We start from the raw sequence: 16,704 nt of genomic DNA on the forward strand, positions 1-16,704 counted from the left end.
CAAAAGGCCCGCACAGGGCGGGCCTTTTCGATTTGAAGCAGTGATCGGATAGCCTCAGCTCGAGCCGGCGCCGTCCTGGCGGACGAAGGCGATGCGCAGCATATTGGTGGCGCCGGGCGTGCCCAAGGGAATGCCGGCGGTGATGGCCACGCGGTCGCCGGGGCGGGCAAAGCCCTCCTGATAGGCGATAACGCAGGCGCGATCGACCATGTCTTCGAGCGAAACCGCATCTTCGGTCTGCACGCAATGCACGCCCCACACCACCGACATGCGGCGGATGGTGCGCATATTGGGCGAGAGCACGATGATCGGCTTGGCCGGCCGTTCGCGGGCAGCGCGGATGCCGGTGGAGCCCGAGGCGGTATAGGTGACGATGGCGGCCAGATCGAGAGTTTCGGCAACCTGGCGGGTCGCCGCTGAGATAGCGTCGGCGGCGGTGGCCTCCGGCTCGGTCTGGGCAGCGCGGATGATGCCGCGATAATTGGCGTCGCCTTCAACGGCCACGGCCACCTTGTTCATGGTGGCGACGGCTTCGACCGGGTATTGACCCGACGCAGACTCGGCCGAGAGCATGATGGCGTCGGCGCCTTCGAATACGGCGATCGACACGTCCGAGACTTCGGCGCGGGTCGGAACGGGCGCCGTGATCATGGATTCGAGCATCTGGGTGGCCACGACCACCGGCTTGCCATAACGGCGCGCCATGCGGATCATGCGCTTTTGCAGGCCCGGCACGGTTTCGAGCGGCAGTTCGACGCCCAGATCGCCGCGCGCCACCATGATGGCATCGGAGAGCTTGACGATTTCCTCAAGGCGATCGATGGCCTGGGGCTTTTCGATCTTGGCCATGACGCCGGCGCGACCCTGCACGATCTTGCGGACGTCGATAATGTCTTCAGGACGCTGCACGAAGCTCAGGGCAATCCAATCGGCTTCAGCCTTGAGGCCTTCGAGCAGATCGGCGTGGTCCTTTTCCGTCAACGCGCCGGTCGGCAGGAGCGTATCGGGCAGGGAGACGCCCTTCTTGTCGGAGAGCTTGCCGCCATAGATGACTTCGGTTTCGATAGCGCCATTACCCACCTTGGTGGCCTTGAGCGCGATCTTGCCATCGTCGAGCAGCAGACGGTCACCGACCGAGACGCTTTCGATGATTTCGGGATGCGGCAGGTAGACACGCTGCGCATTGCCGGTGTCGTTCTTGTCGCTGTCGAGGGTGAATTTCTGGCCCGCGACGAGCTGGATGGCGCCTTCAGCGAATTTCCAGACGCGCAGCTTGGGACCCTGCAGATCGACCAGAATGCCCAGAGGATGCTTCAGCCGCGCCTCGACGCTGCGAATGCGCGCAACGGTCTGGTGCAGCAGCTCGTGGCTGGCATGGCTCATATTGATGCGGAAGACGTCGGCGCCGGCCTTGGCCAGTTCCTCGATCATCTTCTCGTCGTGGCTGGCGGGCCCGAGGGTGGCGACGATCTTTGCCCGTCTCATGCGTCTCATTGCGTATCCATGCCTTCGCTATTGGGTTCGTCCGGCGGGGGAGGCTCGTCCGGAGCTGGAATGTCGTCTTGCGGTGGAGCGGCGTTCACATCGTTCGGATCGACCAGAAATGAGGGATCTTCCAGATCTTGCCCGCCGGGAGCGGTAACCGAAGGCTCGACGCCGCTCTCGGTGAGCTGCAACGTCCAGTCCGAACGGTTCTGTGTATCGATTTCAAAGAACCCCGTGCGCTCATAGCCCCGCGCCAGGCAATCCTCAACCCCAAAGATGGTAAAGGTCTCGTCGCGCGTGCACATGAATACCGAACCATCCCAGGCCCCACCGCCGATATCATCGACTGCGAACATGTAATAAAAGCGACGCTGCAGATCGCCCTGGTACAATACACGGCAATCGCCGGGCGGGGCCTGCCACCAGCCTTCGCTCATCCAGCCGCGATCGGCCCGATAGCCGATGGCCACCGAAACCAGGTTGGCGGTTTCGTTGCAGATGCGCAGATCGGCCTTTGCCGGAATGGCAAAAAAGGCCAGGCTTGTCAGCGTCGCGCCGACCAGGGTTAGACCGAGACGGAGAGTTCGCAAGAGCGTGCCGGAAATCATCGGGAAAAACGAGCCTGTTTGATAACAAGGTGGTGCCAAGGTCAATGGCTAAAGCCGCGATTTGACGGAATTGCGGGCGCAGATAGGGCCAGACTCGCAAGGATGTGACCGCATTGCGTCCGCCGGGCATTTTCAAGCCCGTTCCGGGTGTGGATTGACCCACAAAAGGCTTGAACCGGAGCGGGGTCTGGGTTTGAACCAAGCCCAACACCGCGCGGCTATCTGTGCGGGTGAAATTTTGCTCGCGCGGCATGCGCGCGGGCGGGGGCAGCCGCGGAAGCTGCATGCTCCCAACCAGAAGGATAAAAGAATGGCCGAAGACAGCGTTGCCCAGGACCAGCTCCGCGCGTTCATCGAACGCATCGAGCGCATGGAAGAAGAAAAGTCCGCCATCGCGGCCGATATCAAGGAAATCTATGCCGAAGCCAAGGGCAATGGTTTCGACACCAAGATCCTGCGCAAGATCGTGGCGATCCGCAAGCAGGACGCCAATGAGCGCATGGAGCAGGAAGCGCTGCTCGAGCTCTATATGAGCGCCCTGGGCATGGTGGCGGCGCCGTCGGACGACTGAGCGCAAGGCGGGGAAAGCCCCGCTTTGTAGAGCTCCACCCCCCTGCCGTTCACGGAGCGGGGATGGCGCTGCGCACCATGCTCAATTCCTCTTCGAACCTGGCCCGTTCGCGCGCCTGGTCGGCCTTGTCGCGGATGCGCAACAGGTAGGAGGGGTGGTTGGTGACAAATAGCGTGGCGCCGTCATCGCGCTTGATGGGCGCGCCGCGCAGCTTGCCGATGGTGACGGTTTTGCCGAGCAGGCTGCGAGCGGCGGTGGCGCCCAGCGCGACGATGATCTTTGGCTTGATGAAGGCGATTTCCAGCTCCAGCCAGAATTTGCAGGCCTGGATTTCCCCGCCATCGGGCCGCTGATGCAGGCGCCGCTTGCCCCGCGGCACGAATTTGAAATGCTTGACCGCATTGGTGACATAGACGCGGCGGCGGTCGATGCCGGTCTTTTCCACCGCCTCATCCAGCACCTTGCCGGCCGGACCGATAAAGGGCTTGCCGGCTAGGTCCTCCTTATCGCCCGGTTGCTCCCCCACAAACATCACCAGCGCATCACGCGGACCTTCCCCAAACACTGTCTGGGTCGCATGCTCATAGAGCGGGCATCGCGTGCAGGAGCGCGCCGCCGCACGCGCCTGGGCAAGGGAGGTAATCTCGGTTTCTGCTGGGGAATGTTCGGCCATAATCTGCTCGGATGTCTTGGCTTGCTCGTTGAGCAACGCCGCGCACGCCGCTGGGGTTGCCGGCGCAACTGCGGGGCGGTTCAGGGGTTTTCCTCGTGGAAGGAGAGCCACCATGACCAAGGCAAAACAGAAATGGTCGGCCGATGTGACCGAACATAGCGACGCGATGGATCTGGAGGATCACATCTTCAAATCCGATGATCCGCGGGAGATCGCCGCCTCGCTCAAGCACTCCGCCGAGCGCTCGCACCGGCGCAAGGCCGAGCCGTATCAATCGGCAATGTCCATGCTGACATTCTACATCAACCGGGCCGGCGACAATTTGAGCCAGAAGGAGCGGAAGGTGCTCGAACAGGCCAAGCAGGAATTGCGCAAGGCGTTTGGCCGCGACGAAGAGTGAGGCGCAGAGCAAGCGGAGACGATCGATGGACCATTCCAAGCCGTCAAAGTCCGCCTATGGAATGCTGGCCCTCAACCTGATCCTGAGCGGCATCATCATGTACCTGGTGATGTTCTCGATGATTGATGGCTGGGCCGATTTCCGCAATAATATCAACATGGGTTACATGGCGGTCACCATGGTGGCGCCGATGGCCATCATCATGCTCGCCACGATGGGCGGCATGTATGGCAACCGGGCGCTCAATCTGGTGCTTTATGCGCTTTTTGCCCTTCTGTTCATGGGCGCATTCCTTGCCATTCGTGGCCAGACGCTGGTCGATGACCGCCAATTTATCAGCTCAATGATCCCGCATCACTCGGGGGCGATCCTGATGTGCCGGGAGGCCCAGCTCGAAGATCCCGAACTGCAAACGCTGTGCGATGAAATCCAGGCCGGGCAACGCCGCGAGATCGAACAGATGGAGGCTATAGCCGCGCGGTTGCCGTGACACAGTCAGCCGGGACCCAATAAGCCCATGAAATTATAGCCGGCCAGGACGATGACGATCACCGCGACGATGCCGATCAACAGGCGCTGCGGCAGCACGCGGGCGAGAAAGCCGGCAAAGGGCGCCGCTATCCCGCCACCGATGATCAGGCCCAGCACGATCTCGCCATAGCGGCTGAAATCGAGCGTGGTGATGAAGGTGATCGAGATGGCGAGCGTCACGAAGAATTCCGAGGCGCTGACCGAGCCGATGGATTGGCGTGCCGCGTCGCCGCGGGCGATCAGGGTCGAGGTTACCATCGGCCCCCAGCCGCCTCCGCCCAGGGCGTCGAGAAAACCGCCACCCAGGCCGATGGGAATGACGCTGATGCGGGGCCTGGGGGCGGCCGAGCCGCGGAAGAGCCGCCACAGGATCAGCACGGCCATGGCGCTGAGATAGAGGACGACGAAATATTTGACCGGCTGCTGGGGCAGGTTGGTCAGGAGATAAGCGCCGACCACGCCGCCGGCGACACCGGCCGGCACCAGCCGCCGGAAGATGCGCCAATCCACATTCTTGTTCCAGACATGGGAGCCTGCGGCCAGCCCGGTGGTGACCATTTCGGCGGCGTGAACGCTGGCGCTGGCAATGGCCGGCGGCGCGCCGGTGGCCAGCAGGACGGAGGTGGAAATCAGCCCATAAGCCATGCCCAGGGCGCCATCGATGAGTTGGGCGAGGAAGCCCAGGGCGATGTAGATGGCGAGCGCGCTCAGATCCAATTTTCAAGGTTCCATGCGGGGGGCGGTCTTGACCCGCTTGCCAAGCCCGCGCGACCCGCCGTTACGGCACGGCAACCATGTCATCTCCAACTCGTTGCCCTCAAAAGGAGTTCCGACATGCAATCTGGACCAGCATTCTGGCTCGTGCTGTTGACCTTGGGTGTTGTCGTGCTGGCCGTGGCGATCGGCTATGGCATGATGCGCAACCGGGGGCGGACGCGCCTTGAAAAAGCCCATACCGAAATCGAGACCCGGCGCGAATATCAGCGGGAAGACCAGGACCACAGCTAGGGGGCGGAACAAAGCTTTTGGCTGGCCGTTGCACCTGTGCACGCAGTCAGCACCGAGCCCGCCATGCCCACCCGTCCGATATGGAAAGGCCAATTGCGGCTTTCCCTGGTCTCCATTGCCGTCGAGCTCTACACGGCCACCAAGGCCAATGCGAAGCCAAGCTTCCGCCAGATCCATGAGCCGTCCGGCAAGCCGATCCATTATGAAAAGGTCGTCGACGGCATCGGGCCGGTCGACAAGGACGAGATCATGAAGGGTTTCGAATATGAGAAGGGCGACTATGTCCTGCTCACCGACGAGGAGATCGACGCGGTCAAGCTCGAGACGCGCAAGACGCTGGAGCTGACCCAATTCGTGGGCAGCAACGAGATCGATCCGCTGTATTTCGACAAGCCCTATTACATGGTGCCGGCGGATGAGCTGGCCGAGGATGCTTTCGTGGTCATCCGCGATGCCCTGCGCAAGAGCGAACGGATCGGGCTGGGCCAACTGGCGCTGCGGGGCAAGGAATATCTCGTCGCCGTCAAACCGGCCGGGAAGGGCCTGCTGCTCGAAACCCTGCATTACCAGGACGAGCTGCGTAAGGCGGACCCGTATTTCTCGGATATTCCGGCCAAGAAGGCCGATGCCGACCTGCTCGACGTCGCCACTGCGCTGATCGAGAAGAAGACCGACAAATTCGATGCCGGGGTGTTCAAGGATCATTATCAGGCCGCCTTGCGCGAGCTGATTGCCCGCAAGCTCAAGAGCAAGGGCCGCAAGATCAGTACCGAGGATGAACCGCGCGAAAGCCGGCCGGCCAAGTCCAATGTGGTCGACCTGATGGACGCCCTCAAATCCAGCCTTGAAGGCGGCAAGAAAAAGCCGTCTGCCAGCAAGGCGGCGCGCAAGAAAGCGAGCTAGCTCATGGCCCGTCAATCGGATGCCTTGCTCAAGGATTATCGCGCCAAGCGCGACTTCACCAAAACCCAGGAGCCTTCGGGCGCGTCTGCCGCTGACAAGTCCACGGGCTATCGCTTCGTCGTGCAGAAGCATGATGCGACGCGCCTGCACTATGATTTCCGCATCGAGCTGGATGGGGTGCTCAAGAGCTGGGCGGTGACCAAGGGACCGTCCGACAATCCGGAGGACAAGCGGCTGGCCGTGCGCGTCGAGGATCATCCGCTCGATTATGGCGGCTTTGAAGGCACCATTCCCGAGGGCGAATATGGTGGCGGCACGGTGATGCTGTGGGACGAGGGCACCTGGGAGCCGATCGGGGACCCGCATGCGGCCCTTAAGGATGGCGACCTCAAGATGGTGCTGCATGGGCAGCGCATGAAGGGGGAATGGGTGCTGGTCCATATGAAGGGTCGCGACAGCAAGCGCAAATCCGGCCCGCCACGCGAGAATTGGCTGCTGATCAAGCACCGGGACAAATACGCCAGGGACAAGGAAACCCTGGTCGATCGCTTCACCAATTCGGTGTCCACCGGCCGCGATCTGGCCGGTATCGCCAAGGGGCTCAAGCCCAAAAAGCGCACCTCCGTTGCGGCCGACGCGACCTGGCATTCCGACAAGGACAAGGCCGTCGACAATCCGCTGCCGGCCAAAACGGGGCGGAGCAAGCGAACGGCGAACCTGCCGGAATTTCGCGCGCCACAATTGGCCACGCTGGTCTCGGAAGTCCCTGCGGGCGGCGATTGGCTGTTCGAAATGAAATATGACGGCTATCGGTGCCTGGCCGCCATTGCCGGCGAGACGGTTCGCCTGTTCACCCGCACCGGCAAGGACTGGACCGAGCAGTTCGGGGCCATCGTGCCCCCGCTGTCACGGCTCACCAAGGGCAGCGCGCTGATCGACGGCGAATTATGCGCCTTCGACGCCAAGGGGCGCACCGATTTTTCCACCCTCAAGGCGCATCTCTCCAATGGCGGGCCGCTGACCTATTTCGCCTTTGACCTGCTGGAGCTGGATGGCGAGGATCTCACCAGGCACAAGCTGATCGACCGCAAGGCGCGGCTCGAAACGCTGCTGGGTAAGATCGAGGCGTCCTCGCTGGTGCAATTTTCCACCCATGTCACCGGCAATGGACAAAAGGTCTTCGACGCTATTTGCCGGGAGGGTCACGAGGGCATTATCGCCAAGGAGGCGCACGCGCCCTATCGCAGCGAACGCACCAGAAGCTGGCTCAAGATCAAATGCGTGCACCGCCAGGAATTCGTCATCGGCGGCTGGTCGCCCTCGAGCAAGAAGAAGAGCTTTGCCTCGCTGCTGCTGGGCACCAAGGAAAAGGGCAAGCTGATCTATCGCGGCCGGGTCGGCACCGGCTTCGACACTGACAGTGCAGAAGCCTTGCAGCAGCAGCTCGACAAGCTGGGGCGCAAGACCAATCCGTTCGACGCCGTGCCAAGGCCCGTCGCCCGCGCCGCCAATTGGGTGGCCCCAGAGCTGGTGGCCGAAATCGGCTATGCCGAGTTCACCCCCGATGGCGTGCTGCGTCATCCATCCTTCCTCGGCCTGCGCGAAGACAAGCCGGCAGGCGAGGTGGAGCTGGAACAGCCGGCGGCCGCGCCTCAAAAAGGCAAGCTCGATGCCCAGGCCGGGATTGCGGCCGCGCAAGCTGCGGGGATCAAGCTCACCAGCCCCGATCGCGTGGTCTATCCGGGCCAGGGCGTCACCAAGGCAGATTTGGTGGCATACTATGCCGCCGTGGCCGAGCGGATGCTGCCCTATATCGCCAAACGGCCGCTGAGCCTGCTGCGCTGCCCGCAGGGGCGGGCCAAATATTGCTTCTTCCAGAAGCACGATACCGGTGGCTTCCCCGACGCGATGAAATCGCTGCTCATCACCGAGAAGGATGGCAGCCGGGAAGACTATTTCTACATCGAGGACCTGCCCGGGCTGATCGCCGGTACGCAGATGAATGTGCTCGAATGGCATTTGTGGGGAGCCGATATCGACCAGGTCGAAAAGCCCGAGCGGATCATCTTCGATATCGATCCGGATGAAGGATTGGGCTTTGCCGAGGTGCGCTCGGCGGCGCGGGATATCAGCAAGGCATTGCAAGCGCTGGATCTGGAAAGCTATCCATTGGTCACCGGCGGCAAGGGCGTGCATGTCATCGCGCCGTTGCGCCCAAGCATGGAATGGCCGGAGGTCAAGGCGTTCTGCAAGGCCTTGGCCCAGCGCCTGGCCGATAACGAGCCCGATCGCTTCGTCGCAACGATGAGCAAGGCCAAGCGCAAGGGCAAGCTGTTCATCGATTACCTGCGCAATGAGCGCGGCTCCACGGCCATCGCCCCCTGGTCGAGTCGCTCCCGGCAGGGGGCACCGGCGGCGGTGCCGGTCAGTTGGGACGAGTTGGAGACCATCACGGCCGCCAATCAGTTCACCCTGGCCGACGCCGCCGCACGGGCTAGCCTGGCCGACCCCTGGAAGGGTTATTTTTCGACCAAGCAGTCGATCACCAAGGCCATGCTGCGCGCCGTGACGGACGAGACCTAGCGCCGGGCCTTACGGCATCGGTCCGATGATTTCGCCTAAATCCGCACCGCCGTCGGCCATGGTCAGCCGATCCAGATGGGTATGCAAGGTCCAGCGAACCCGTCCATTTTCGCGCTCGACGCTTGCCTGCCCGCCTAGCGCGATGGGAACCACCCGCTCCAGCACCACGCTGCCAAAGCCGCGCCGCGTGCTCGCCTGGGCGGGCGGGGCGGGTTCGCTCCCCTTTGCCTGCTCATCCCAGGTTAAGGTCAGGCCGCGCACGCCATCGTCGAACTCCTCGATTTCCCAGGACAATTGCACATGGCCGCCGCGCGGCGAGAGGGCGCCATATTTGGCGGCATTGGTGCCCAGTTCATGAAAAGCCATGCCCAGGTTTTGCACCGCGCCCGGCTGCAGCATAATCAGCGGGCCCGACAGGGTCACCTGCTCGGCATTGGCAAAGATGCTCAAATGCTCCTGCGCCAGCTCGAACAGGCCGGCGCCTGACCAGTTGGAATTGACCAGCAGGTCATGCGAGCGGGAAAGGGCCATGATGCGGGCCCGCACCTGCTCTTCGAAATCCTTGGCTGACAGCGCGCGATTGCTCGATTCCCGGATTATCGAGAGGATCACCGCGAACTGGTTCTTCATGCGGTGGTTGACCTCGCGCAGCAGCAATCGGATGCGCTGCTCGGACTCGCGCGTCTGGCTGATATCCCGCGCAATCTTGGACGCGCCGATAATGCTGCCGTCGGCGTCCTTAATCGGTGAAACGGTGATGGACACGTAGATGGTCGAGCCATCCTTGCGCAGGCGCGTCGTGTCATAGCTTTCCACGCGCTCGCCATTGCGGATGCGCGAAATGATGTCGGTTTCCTCGCTGCGCAGATGCTGGGGAATGAGCATCAGAATGGAGCGGCCGACAGCCTCTTCGGGCGTATAGCCGAACATGCGTTGGGCCGCGATATTCCAGCTGGTGATGACGCTGTTCAGATCCTTGCTGATGATCGCGTCAAAAGAGCTGTCGATGATCGCTGCCAGGCGCGCGGCCGCAGCGAAATCTGGTCTGGTGTCCACGAAGGTACTCACTTGATGGAGGGTTGATCAGAGGTTTGACGCCAGTTGCATTCTTGCCCGTCGGCCCTTGGGCTGGCAATGGGCCGGCGCGTTTTGCCAACCAACAAATATCGTGCATGACGGGGCCCGTGGGGAACCTCAGCCAAGGCGGCTCGTTTTCCGAGCAGCGTCCAACCTCATCACGGAGAATAGACAAATGGCTGAGCAGAAAACCCTCGACGATCTGTTTCTCGATACGCTCAAGGACATCTATTACGCCGAACGGCAGATCGTGAAGACGCTGCCGAAAATGGCCAAGGCGGCGACAGCATCGGAACTGAAAGCCGGTTTCGAGCAGCATCTGAGTGAATCCGAAGGCCATGTCGAACGCCTCGAACAGGTATTCGAGCTATTGGGCAAGACGCCGCGCGGCAAGACCTGTGACGCCATCCTGGGCATTATCGAGGAAGGCAAGAGCATCATGGAAGAATTCAAGGGCACGCCGGCGCTCGATGCCGGGCTGGTCTCGGCGGCGCAGGCGGTGGAGCATTACGAGATTGCCCGCTATGGCACGCTCAAGAGCTGGGCGGAATTGCTTGGCCTGAAGCAGGCCGTGGCCCTGTTCGATGCCACCCTCAAGGAAGAAATCGCCACCGACAAGAAACTGAGCCAGGTGGCATTGGGCGCGGTCAACAAGCAGGCAGCCTAAAACCAGAATGGCGCGAACCCTGGGGTTCGCGCCATCTCACTGCCGGCATATCCCAGGTTAGTCGGGAAATCTGAACAGCGCTGCAAGCAACCTGCCGCTGCGAATCCCGGCTTGCTGTGGGCTGGCTTCTTTTTCGCGGCGCTCCATCCGCTCGGTCTTGTAAGCCCGGCCGTCATGGCCCCGCACAGTCATCGGCTCATAGGCCGGCGAGAGGGGCTTTTCTTGATCATTGGACATGTCAAACCTCCCAATGCCCCGATAACGGGGCGATTGGGAGAAAGGTTGCGGCGTCTCAGCCCCGCCGCTGGCGCAATAATCGGCGATGCGCTCCCGCCACGAGCGGGTGCGCAATTGCCCGATCAGCAATTGCCGCACGCTTTCATCATGACCACGATCGCCGACCGGCAGCAGGATAGTTTTGCCGTCGATATTGGCGTGCAACACGCCGCGCTCGACGAAATAGGTCGCTCGCAGGCTGGCATGCCCATCCGAGACTTCGAGGTCCCGCACGATATTCTCGTTCCGCATGTTCTGGCCTCCCTAAGGGAGACTAACGCGGTTGTCTGAGGTCGGTCCAGTAGCGTTCAGGCGAGCAAATCGGCGCGAGCCAGCCGGCCTAATGCGGCTTGGATTTGTGCTCGGGTTTACCCTTGCGCTTGGTCGAGGCCATTTTCTCCAGCTCGGACTCGCTCATCGACAGCATGGATTTGGACGCGCCCTTGAGTTCGCCCTTGGGCGTATCGCCGCGTTTGGCCGAGAGAGCCGCGCCGGCGGCTTTTTGTTGAGCAGCTGATTTGGCAGGCATGGTGAAATCTCCGAAAAGAGGTTCAACCAGGGCAACGCGTGGAGCCTGCGACGGTTCGATCACGAAACAGGGGAGGTCAGGAGGCCGGTGTCAGGCTCACCATGACCAATTTGATCGAGCGCTTGCGCACATTGGACTGGCCGGGGCTGGTGGTTACCGCATCGGGCAGGTCTAGGATGATGTCGGCGCGGCCATTAACGATCGCGCTGGCGGGTAGGGGAAAGCTGAAGCGGCCAGTTCTGCCGGGCATCACCATGGCCCGGCCCAGCGGTGTGCCATTGGCCGAGACCACAACCCGCTGCTGGGGGGGGCCGGGGAGGGTGACGCCGGTCAGCTCCAGGGTCAGCGTCAGGTTTTGCGCGGGCACCGTAAAGGCCAGCTGGGCGCTTTCACCCAAAGCATGCATGCCGTCCCCTGCCGGGCCTTCCCAGCCACACGGGCGCAGCTCGCGCGTATCGGGGCCGCCGGAGCGGAAATCGATGCTGGTGCCCAGCGTATAGGCGGCCGTGACGGGCTGGGGCAGGCAGGTCGTGGTCCTGTCGATATAATAGGCCCGATAATCCGGCGGCACATTGGGGTGCAGCATCAACCAGACGACGGCCAGTTCCCCCAGAGCGAGCACGCCCGCCAGGGCATAAAGCGGAATGGCCCAGGGGCGATCAGACCAGCGCAACATTGCCTCCGAACCAGGCCAGGGTCGTGGTGTAGGCACCCAGCAGGATGACGGCAAGGCTCAGCCAAAACAGCCAGCGGCGGCGGGCAAGGATCGTCATCAGCGTGATGGTGAGCGGCGTTAATGCCGACATGAAGCGCAGCATGGAGGCAAGCCCGGCCGCCAGCGGGATGATGATGGCGAGCAGGCAAAACAAAGCTGCGGGCCATTGCCGCCGCCAGGCGAGGACGCCAGTCAGAATGAGCCCGGCCAGCGCGACGGTGGCCAGAATTTGCGAGCTGGTCGGCGCCCAGCCTTCATCCGGCCGATTGCCGAAGCCCTGCCAGAGATAGGTCAGCGGATTGGCAATGGTGCGGGCCCAGGCACGCTGCACATGACTGAAGGCCAGCGCGTCGCCCACCCAGAAATGGAGGAACGCCATATAGGCAAACAGCCCGAGCGGGGCGACGAACAGGGCAAGCACCAATTGCGGATTGCCCAGCAGCGCCGGGATGGCGCCGCGCCAGGTGCCGGCGTTGCGGCGATAATCGAGCAGGGCTTGCAGGCCGATGGCGAGCGAGGCGAACACGCCGACAATGCGGGTGGCCGACAGGATGGCAGCAGCGACGCCGGCGCTGAGATAGCGCGAACGGGCCAATTGGGCGAAGACCAAAGTGGTCATCAGCACATAAAGCGGCTCGGTGAAGAAGCTGGTGAAGTAGAACGAGACCGGCCCGCTCAGCATGAAGGCGGCATAAAGCGCATAGGCGGCGCGGTCGCGGTTCAGCAGCGGCCAGGCGGCGAGGACCGCCATGTAAGTGGTGACCAGCGAGACCAGGCTTGCCGTAACGATAGTGGGGAAGGGCAGCAGCGCACGCACGCCGCCGACCAGCATGGGGAAAGAGGGAAAGAAGGCCCAATTGCCGGCATTGATGCGCCCGGGCACGGGAAAGCGGTCATAGCCGGTTTCGGCCATCTTGACGTACCAGCTGCAATCCCAGCGGCAGAGTTCGTCGAAATATTCGGTGAACTCGGCCGCAGGCATGGCGGTGCGGAAGGCAAGGAAGCGCAGCAGCAGCCCGCTGAGCAGGAAGACCAGCGGCAATAGCAGAATGTAGGAGAGCGCCGGGGAGCGGGGGATGTCGAAAACGCTTGTTGCCGGCAGCGTCAGGCCAGCCTCTACCGGGGCGGACGTGGCCGTAGCTTCTCGATATATGTCGGTGCCGCGGTTCTCGAAAATCGCCATGGGCTCACCCTGAAACGCCAAGCAAGATTGGTTGACATAAATCCATGCGTGGGGACATCTGCGTCAATTGCAAGGCAGCCATCCGTTATTTGCGTGCAACCAATTGGCGATCTCGTGCTTTGTAGCGCTTCGCGGGTGGTGGTATAAAATTAAGCAACAGGTAACACCCATGTCGGTCGGCCCCGCTATCGATACTCCTACCGTACAGACCACCACTTTCAGCCCTGCCCAATTGGCGGTTATTGTTCCCAGCTACAATGAGCGGGGCAATATTGAGTTGCTCTATGAAAAGCTCGCCATAGCTTTAGGCGATACGGCCTGGGAGATGATTGTCGTCGACGACAATAGTCCCGATGGCACGGCCGACGTGGTCAATGAGCTGTCGCGTGTTTATGCCAATGTGCGCTGCCTGCGCCGGTTTGGCCGCCGGGGCCTGGCCTCGGCCTGTATTGAAGGCATGGCCGTGACCTCCGCGCCCTATGTGGCGGTCATCGATGCCGATCTGCAGCATGACGAAGCCATCCTGCCCAAAATGCTGGAAGAGGCGCTGAATGGCGCCGATCTGGTCATCGGGTCGCGCTTTATCGGCGGCGGTTCAGCCGGGGATGGCCTGAGCAAGACGCGGCTATCGGGCAGCCAATTGGCGACCAAGCTGGCCGTGATGATTGCCGGGCAGGATGTCAGCGATCCGATGAGCGGCTTCTTCCTGATGCGGCGCGATGCGGCGCTGAAGGCCGCGCCGAAGCTGGCCAGCGACGGCTTCAAGATTTTGATCGATCTGATCGTCACCTCGGCCCGCACGGGCAACCCGCTCAGAATCGCCGAAGTGCCTTACGTGTTCCGGCCGCGCCATGCGGGCGAGAGCAAGATGAACCCGCTGATCGTCATCCAATATCTGGGGCTGTGGTTCTCCAAGCTGACCGGGGGCGTCTTGCCGCCGAGCTTCTTGCTGTTCGGCCTGGTCGGCGGCACGGGCGTCGTGGTGCATCTGGCGAGCCTGTGGCTCTTCACCTCGGCGATCGGGGCCAATTTCGTGGTGTCGCAGATTGCGGCCACGCTGATCGCCATGACGTGGAATTTCTTCCTCAACAACAACCTGACCTATGCCGATCGCAAGCTGCATGGGATGAAGCTGATCACCGGGTTGATCGGCTTCTGCGGCATCTGCGCACTGGGCGGCATTGCCAATATTTCGGTGGCCAATGCGATCTACCAGGCCAATCACCAGACCTTCATCGCCGGCCTCTCGGGCGCGATCATGAGCTCGGTGTTCAACTATGCCGTGACGCGGGCCTTTACCTGGAAGTAGGTGCTTGGGGCGTCTGTCCCACAACACCGTAAAACCCACGGTGTCATTCCCGCGAAAGCCGGAACCTCTGTTTGCTAAAGCAGCATCGTAAAACAGAGGTTCCGGCTTTCGCGGGAATGACACCGGGATGGAATATCCGTCGGGGATAGTTCTAGCTAATCTGACCCAATGCCGCCGCCATGGCGGCTTCGTCGTAGCCCAGCGTCGTCAGCGCCGTAGCGACGATACCAGCACGATCAAGCCCTGCGGCTGCATACATATCAGCCTGCGTGGAATGCTCGTCAAACCGATCGGGGATCATCAGCGGGCGGAAGCGGAGCTTGCCGTCGAGCAGACCATTGCTGGCGAGGAACGTCGCGACATGGCTGCCAAAGCCGCCAATGGCGCCTTCTTCGGTGGTGAGCAGCACGTCATGGGTGCTGGCAAGGCGGGCGACCAATTCCTCGTCGAGGGGTTTCAGGAACCGCGCATCGGCAATGGTGGGGTTTAGCCCCAGGGCCGCCAGCTTGTCGGCAGCCGCAAGCACTTCGCCCAGGCGTGTGCCATAGCTCAGAATGGCAATGGTGGCGCCCTGGCGCACGATGCGGCCCTTGCCGATGGGCAGGACCTGGCCGCGGGCGGGCATATCCACACCCAACCCCTCGCCGCGCGGATAGCGGAAGGCGATCGGGCCATTGTCATAGGCGGCGGCGGTGGCCACCATGTGGCGCAATTCGGCTTCGTCGGCTGCGGCCATGTGGACCATGCCGGGAATGACTCCGAGATAGGCGCTGTCGTAATTGCCGGCATGGGTTGGGCCATCGGCGCCGACAAAACCGGCGCGGTCGATGGCAAAGCGCACCGGCAGATGCTGGATGGCGACATCGTGCACAACCTGGTCATAGGCGCGCTGCAGGAAGGTGGAATAGATGGCGCAGAACGGCTTCATGCCCTCGCTGGCCAGACCCGCCGCGAAGGTTACCGCATGCTGCTCGGCAATGCCGACATCAAAGACGCGGGTGGGGTGGACTTCACCGAATTTGTCGAGCCCGGTGCCCGAGGGCATGGCGGCATTGATCGCCACGATGCGCGGATCGTCATTGGCTTCCTGGATCAGGCTTTCGGCAAAGACATTGGTATAGGACGGCGCGTTGGAGACCGCCTTGGCCTGGGCGCCGGTGACCACGTTGAACTTGGACACGCCGTGATATTTGTCGTCGGCATCCTCGGCCGGGGCATAGCCCTTGCCTTTTTTGGTGACGATGTGGATCAGGATCGGGCCTTCGGCCGCCTCGCGCACATTGTCGAGAATGGGCAGCAGGTGATCGAGATTATGCCCGTCAATGGGGCCGACATAATAGAAGCCCAGTTCCTCGAACAGCGTGCCGCCGGTGAAGAAGGAGCGGGCGAATTCCTCGGTGCGGCGGGCCGGCTCGTGCAGGAAGGGCGGCAGCTTGCTGACGAAATTCTTGGCCGCTTCACGCGTGCCGCGATAGACGGGGCCCGAGACCAGCCGCGCGAGATACGCGCTGAGCGCGCCGGTGGGCGGAGCGATCGACATGTCATTGTCGTTGAGGATGACGATCAGCCGCGCATCCATGGCGCCGGCATTGTTCATCGCCTCATAGGCCATGCCAGCCGACATGGCCCCATCGCCGATAACCGCCACCACATTGCGCGGCACGCCCTGCAATTCGCTGGCCACGGCCATGCCCAGGCCTGCCGAAATCGAGGTCGAGGAATGGCCGGCGCCAAAGGGGTCGTATTCGCTTTCGGCGCGGCGGGTGAAACCGGACAGGCCATTTTTCTGGCGCAGGGTGCGGATGCGCTCGCGCCTGCCGGTCAGGATTTTGTGCGGATAGGCCTGGTGGCCGACGTCCCAGATGATGCGATCATGCGGGGTATCGAACACGGCATGCAGCGCCACGGTTAGTTCGATCACGCCCAATGCCGAGCCCAGATGCCCGCCGGTCACCGAGACGGCGTCGATCACTTCGGCGCGCAATTCGTCGGCCACCTGGCGCAGTTCGGTGCGCGGCAAGGCGCGCAGATCGGCGGGGGTGTGGACAGTGTCGAGCAATGGTGTCGAGGGGCGGTCGGCCAAGCGGCAATCCTTCGCCAGAAACGGCAATATATGAACTCTTTAGGCCCGCTGCAGAGGCTTTGCAACATGGCCCGCTCGCCACGCTTTATGCAGGCGCGGCGAG

General features: G+C 62.3%; 18 protein-coding genes. 8 read left to right on the forward strand and 10 right to left on the reverse strand.

The genetic code is table 11. From position 1 onward, the window contains the following. Positions 1-54: 54 nt before the first annotated feature. The gene (pyk, locus tag N8A98_RS11805) at positions 55-1,494 is read right to left on the reverse strand and encodes a pyruvate kinase (RefSeq protein ID WP_113122462.1); all 1,440 of its coding nucleotides are present in this window, start codon (positions 1,492-1,494) and stop codon (positions 55-57) included. After that, a complete protein-coding gene (locus N8A98_RS11810) occupies positions 1,491-2,075 on the reverse strand; it encodes a DUF1036 domain-containing protein (RefSeq protein WP_262171539.1) in 585 nt (194 codons plus the stop codon). The genes pyk and N8A98_RS11810 overlap by 4 nt, the downstream gene beginning before the upstream one ends. Positions 2,076-2,403: 328 nt before the next feature. On the opposite strand from N8A98_RS11810, the gene N8A98_RS11815 reads away from it, so the two are divergent. Beyond that, positions 2,404-2,664 carry a DUF2312 domain-containing protein gene (locus N8A98_RS11815; RefSeq protein ID WP_035098656.1) on the forward strand — a complete coding sequence of 87 codons (261 nt, stop codon included), beginning with the start codon at positions 2,404-2,406 and terminating at the stop codon, positions 2,662-2,664. Positions 2,665-2,713: 49 nt separating this feature from the next. Here the strand turns inward: N8A98_RS11815 and N8A98_RS11820 are convergent, their stop codons facing one another. Next, positions 2,714-3,451 (reverse strand): UdgX family uracil-DNA binding protein, encoded by a 738-nt coding sequence (locus tag N8A98_RS11820; RefSeq protein ID WP_262171541.1) that lies wholly within the window; start codon positions 3,449-3,451, stop codon positions 2,714-2,716. Here N8A98_RS11820 and N8A98_RS11825 point away from each other — a divergent pair. Together N8A98_RS11825 and N8A98_RS11830 are read left to right on the forward strand one after the other, a co-directional pair. Then, a complete protein-coding gene (locus N8A98_RS11825) occupies positions 3,450-3,737 on the forward strand; it encodes a DUF3175 domain-containing protein (RefSeq protein ID WP_262171543.1) in 288 nt (95 codons plus the stop codon). The genes N8A98_RS11820 and N8A98_RS11825 overlap by 2 nt on opposite strands. 25 nt (positions 3,738-3,762) lie before the next feature. Next, positions 3,763-4,227, forward strand: coding sequence for a DUF305 domain-containing protein (locus tag N8A98_RS11830; RefSeq protein WP_262171544.1), 465 nt, complete (start codon positions 3,763-3,765; stop codon positions 4,225-4,227). Between the two features lie 5 nt (positions 4,228-4,232). On the opposite strand, the gene N8A98_RS11835 is transcribed toward N8A98_RS11830, so the two are convergent. Then, positions 4,233-4,985, reverse strand: a complete 753-nt coding sequence (locus N8A98_RS11835) for a sulfite exporter TauE/SafE family protein (protein WP_262171546.1) — start codon at positions 4,983-4,985, stop codon at positions 4,233-4,235. A 117-nt stretch (positions 4,986-5,102) separates the two neighbouring features. On the opposite strand from N8A98_RS11835, the gene N8A98_RS11840 reads away from it, so the two are divergent. From N8A98_RS11840 to ligD, 3 genes are all read left to right on the forward strand, one after another. After that, positions 5,103-5,276: a hypothetical protein gene (locus N8A98_RS11840; protein WP_162740312.1), complete on the forward strand. Its 174-nt coding sequence runs from the start codon at positions 5,103-5,105 to the stop codon at positions 5,274-5,276. Between the two features lie 93 nt (positions 5,277-5,369). Further along, positions 5,370-6,179: a non-homologous end joining protein Ku gene (gene ku, locus N8A98_RS11845; protein WP_315974548.1), complete on the forward strand. Its 810-nt coding sequence runs from the start codon at positions 5,370-5,372 to the stop codon at positions 6,177-6,179. Between the two features lie 3 nt (positions 6,180-6,182). Next, entirely contained in the window at positions 6,183-8,762 is a 2,580-nt protein-coding gene (gene ligD / locus N8A98_RS11850; RefSeq protein WP_262171550.1) for a DNA ligase D, read from the forward strand. A 9-nt stretch (positions 8,763-8,771) separates the two neighbouring features. Here ligD and N8A98_RS11855 read toward each other — a convergent pair whose 3' ends face one another. Continuing rightward, a complete protein-coding gene (locus N8A98_RS11855) occupies positions 8,772-9,818 on the reverse strand; it encodes a PAS domain S-box protein (RefSeq protein ID WP_262171552.1) in 1,047 nt (348 codons plus the stop codon). Between the two features lie 196 nt (positions 9,819-10,014). On the opposite strand from N8A98_RS11855, the gene N8A98_RS11860 reads away from it, so the two are divergent. Continuing rightward, positions 10,015-10,506 (forward strand): YciE/YciF ferroxidase family protein, encoded by a 492-nt coding sequence (locus N8A98_RS11860; protein WP_113122468.1) that lies wholly within the window; start codon positions 10,015-10,017, stop codon positions 10,504-10,506. A gap of 57 nt (positions 10,507-10,563) precedes the next feature. On the opposite strand, the gene N8A98_RS11865 is transcribed toward N8A98_RS11860, so the two are convergent. The 4 genes from N8A98_RS11865 to N8A98_RS11880 form a co-directional block, all read right to left on the reverse strand. Next, the gene (locus N8A98_RS11865) at positions 10,564-11,034 is read right to left on the reverse strand and encodes a hypothetical protein (RefSeq protein ID WP_262171554.1); all 471 of its coding nucleotides are present in this window, start codon (positions 11,032-11,034) and stop codon (positions 10,564-10,566) included. Between the two features lie 88 nt (positions 11,035-11,122). Then, positions 11,123-11,311: a DUF3008 family protein gene (locus N8A98_RS11870; RefSeq protein WP_113122471.1), complete on the reverse strand. Its 189-nt coding sequence runs from the start codon at positions 11,309-11,311 to the stop codon at positions 11,123-11,125. Between the two features lie 76 nt (positions 11,312-11,387). Then, complete coding sequence (locus N8A98_RS11875) at positions 11,388-11,987, reverse strand: hypothetical protein (protein ID WP_262171556.1); 600 nt, start codon at positions 11,985-11,987, stop codon at positions 11,388-11,390. Beyond that, entirely contained in the window at positions 11,971-13,209 is a 1,239-nt protein-coding gene (locus tag N8A98_RS11880) for a hypothetical protein (RefSeq protein WP_262171558.1), read from the reverse strand. Before N8A98_RS11880 ends, N8A98_RS11875 begins: the two co-directional genes overlap by 17 nt. A gap of 169 nt (positions 13,210-13,378) precedes the next feature. Between N8A98_RS11880 and N8A98_RS11885 the strand changes: the two genes are divergently transcribed. Beyond that, a complete protein-coding gene (locus tag N8A98_RS11885; protein ID WP_262171559.1) occupies positions 13,379-14,518 on the forward strand; it encodes a glycosyltransferase family 2 protein in 1,140 nt (379 codons plus the stop codon). Positions 14,519-14,669: 151 nt separating this feature from the next. Here N8A98_RS11885 and dxs read toward each other — a convergent pair whose 3' ends face one another. Next, positions 14,670-16,601 (reverse strand): 1-deoxy-D-xylulose-5-phosphate synthase, encoded by a 1,932-nt coding sequence (gene dxs / locus N8A98_RS11890; protein ID WP_262171561.1) that lies wholly within the window; start codon positions 16,599-16,601, stop codon positions 14,670-14,672. Positions 16,602-16,704 lie beyond the last annotated feature (103 nt).

It is taken from the genome of Devosia neptuniae (assembly GCF_025452235.1).
Taxonomy (GTDB): Bacteria; Pseudomonadota; Alphaproteobacteria; order Rhizobiales; family Devosiaceae; genus Devosia.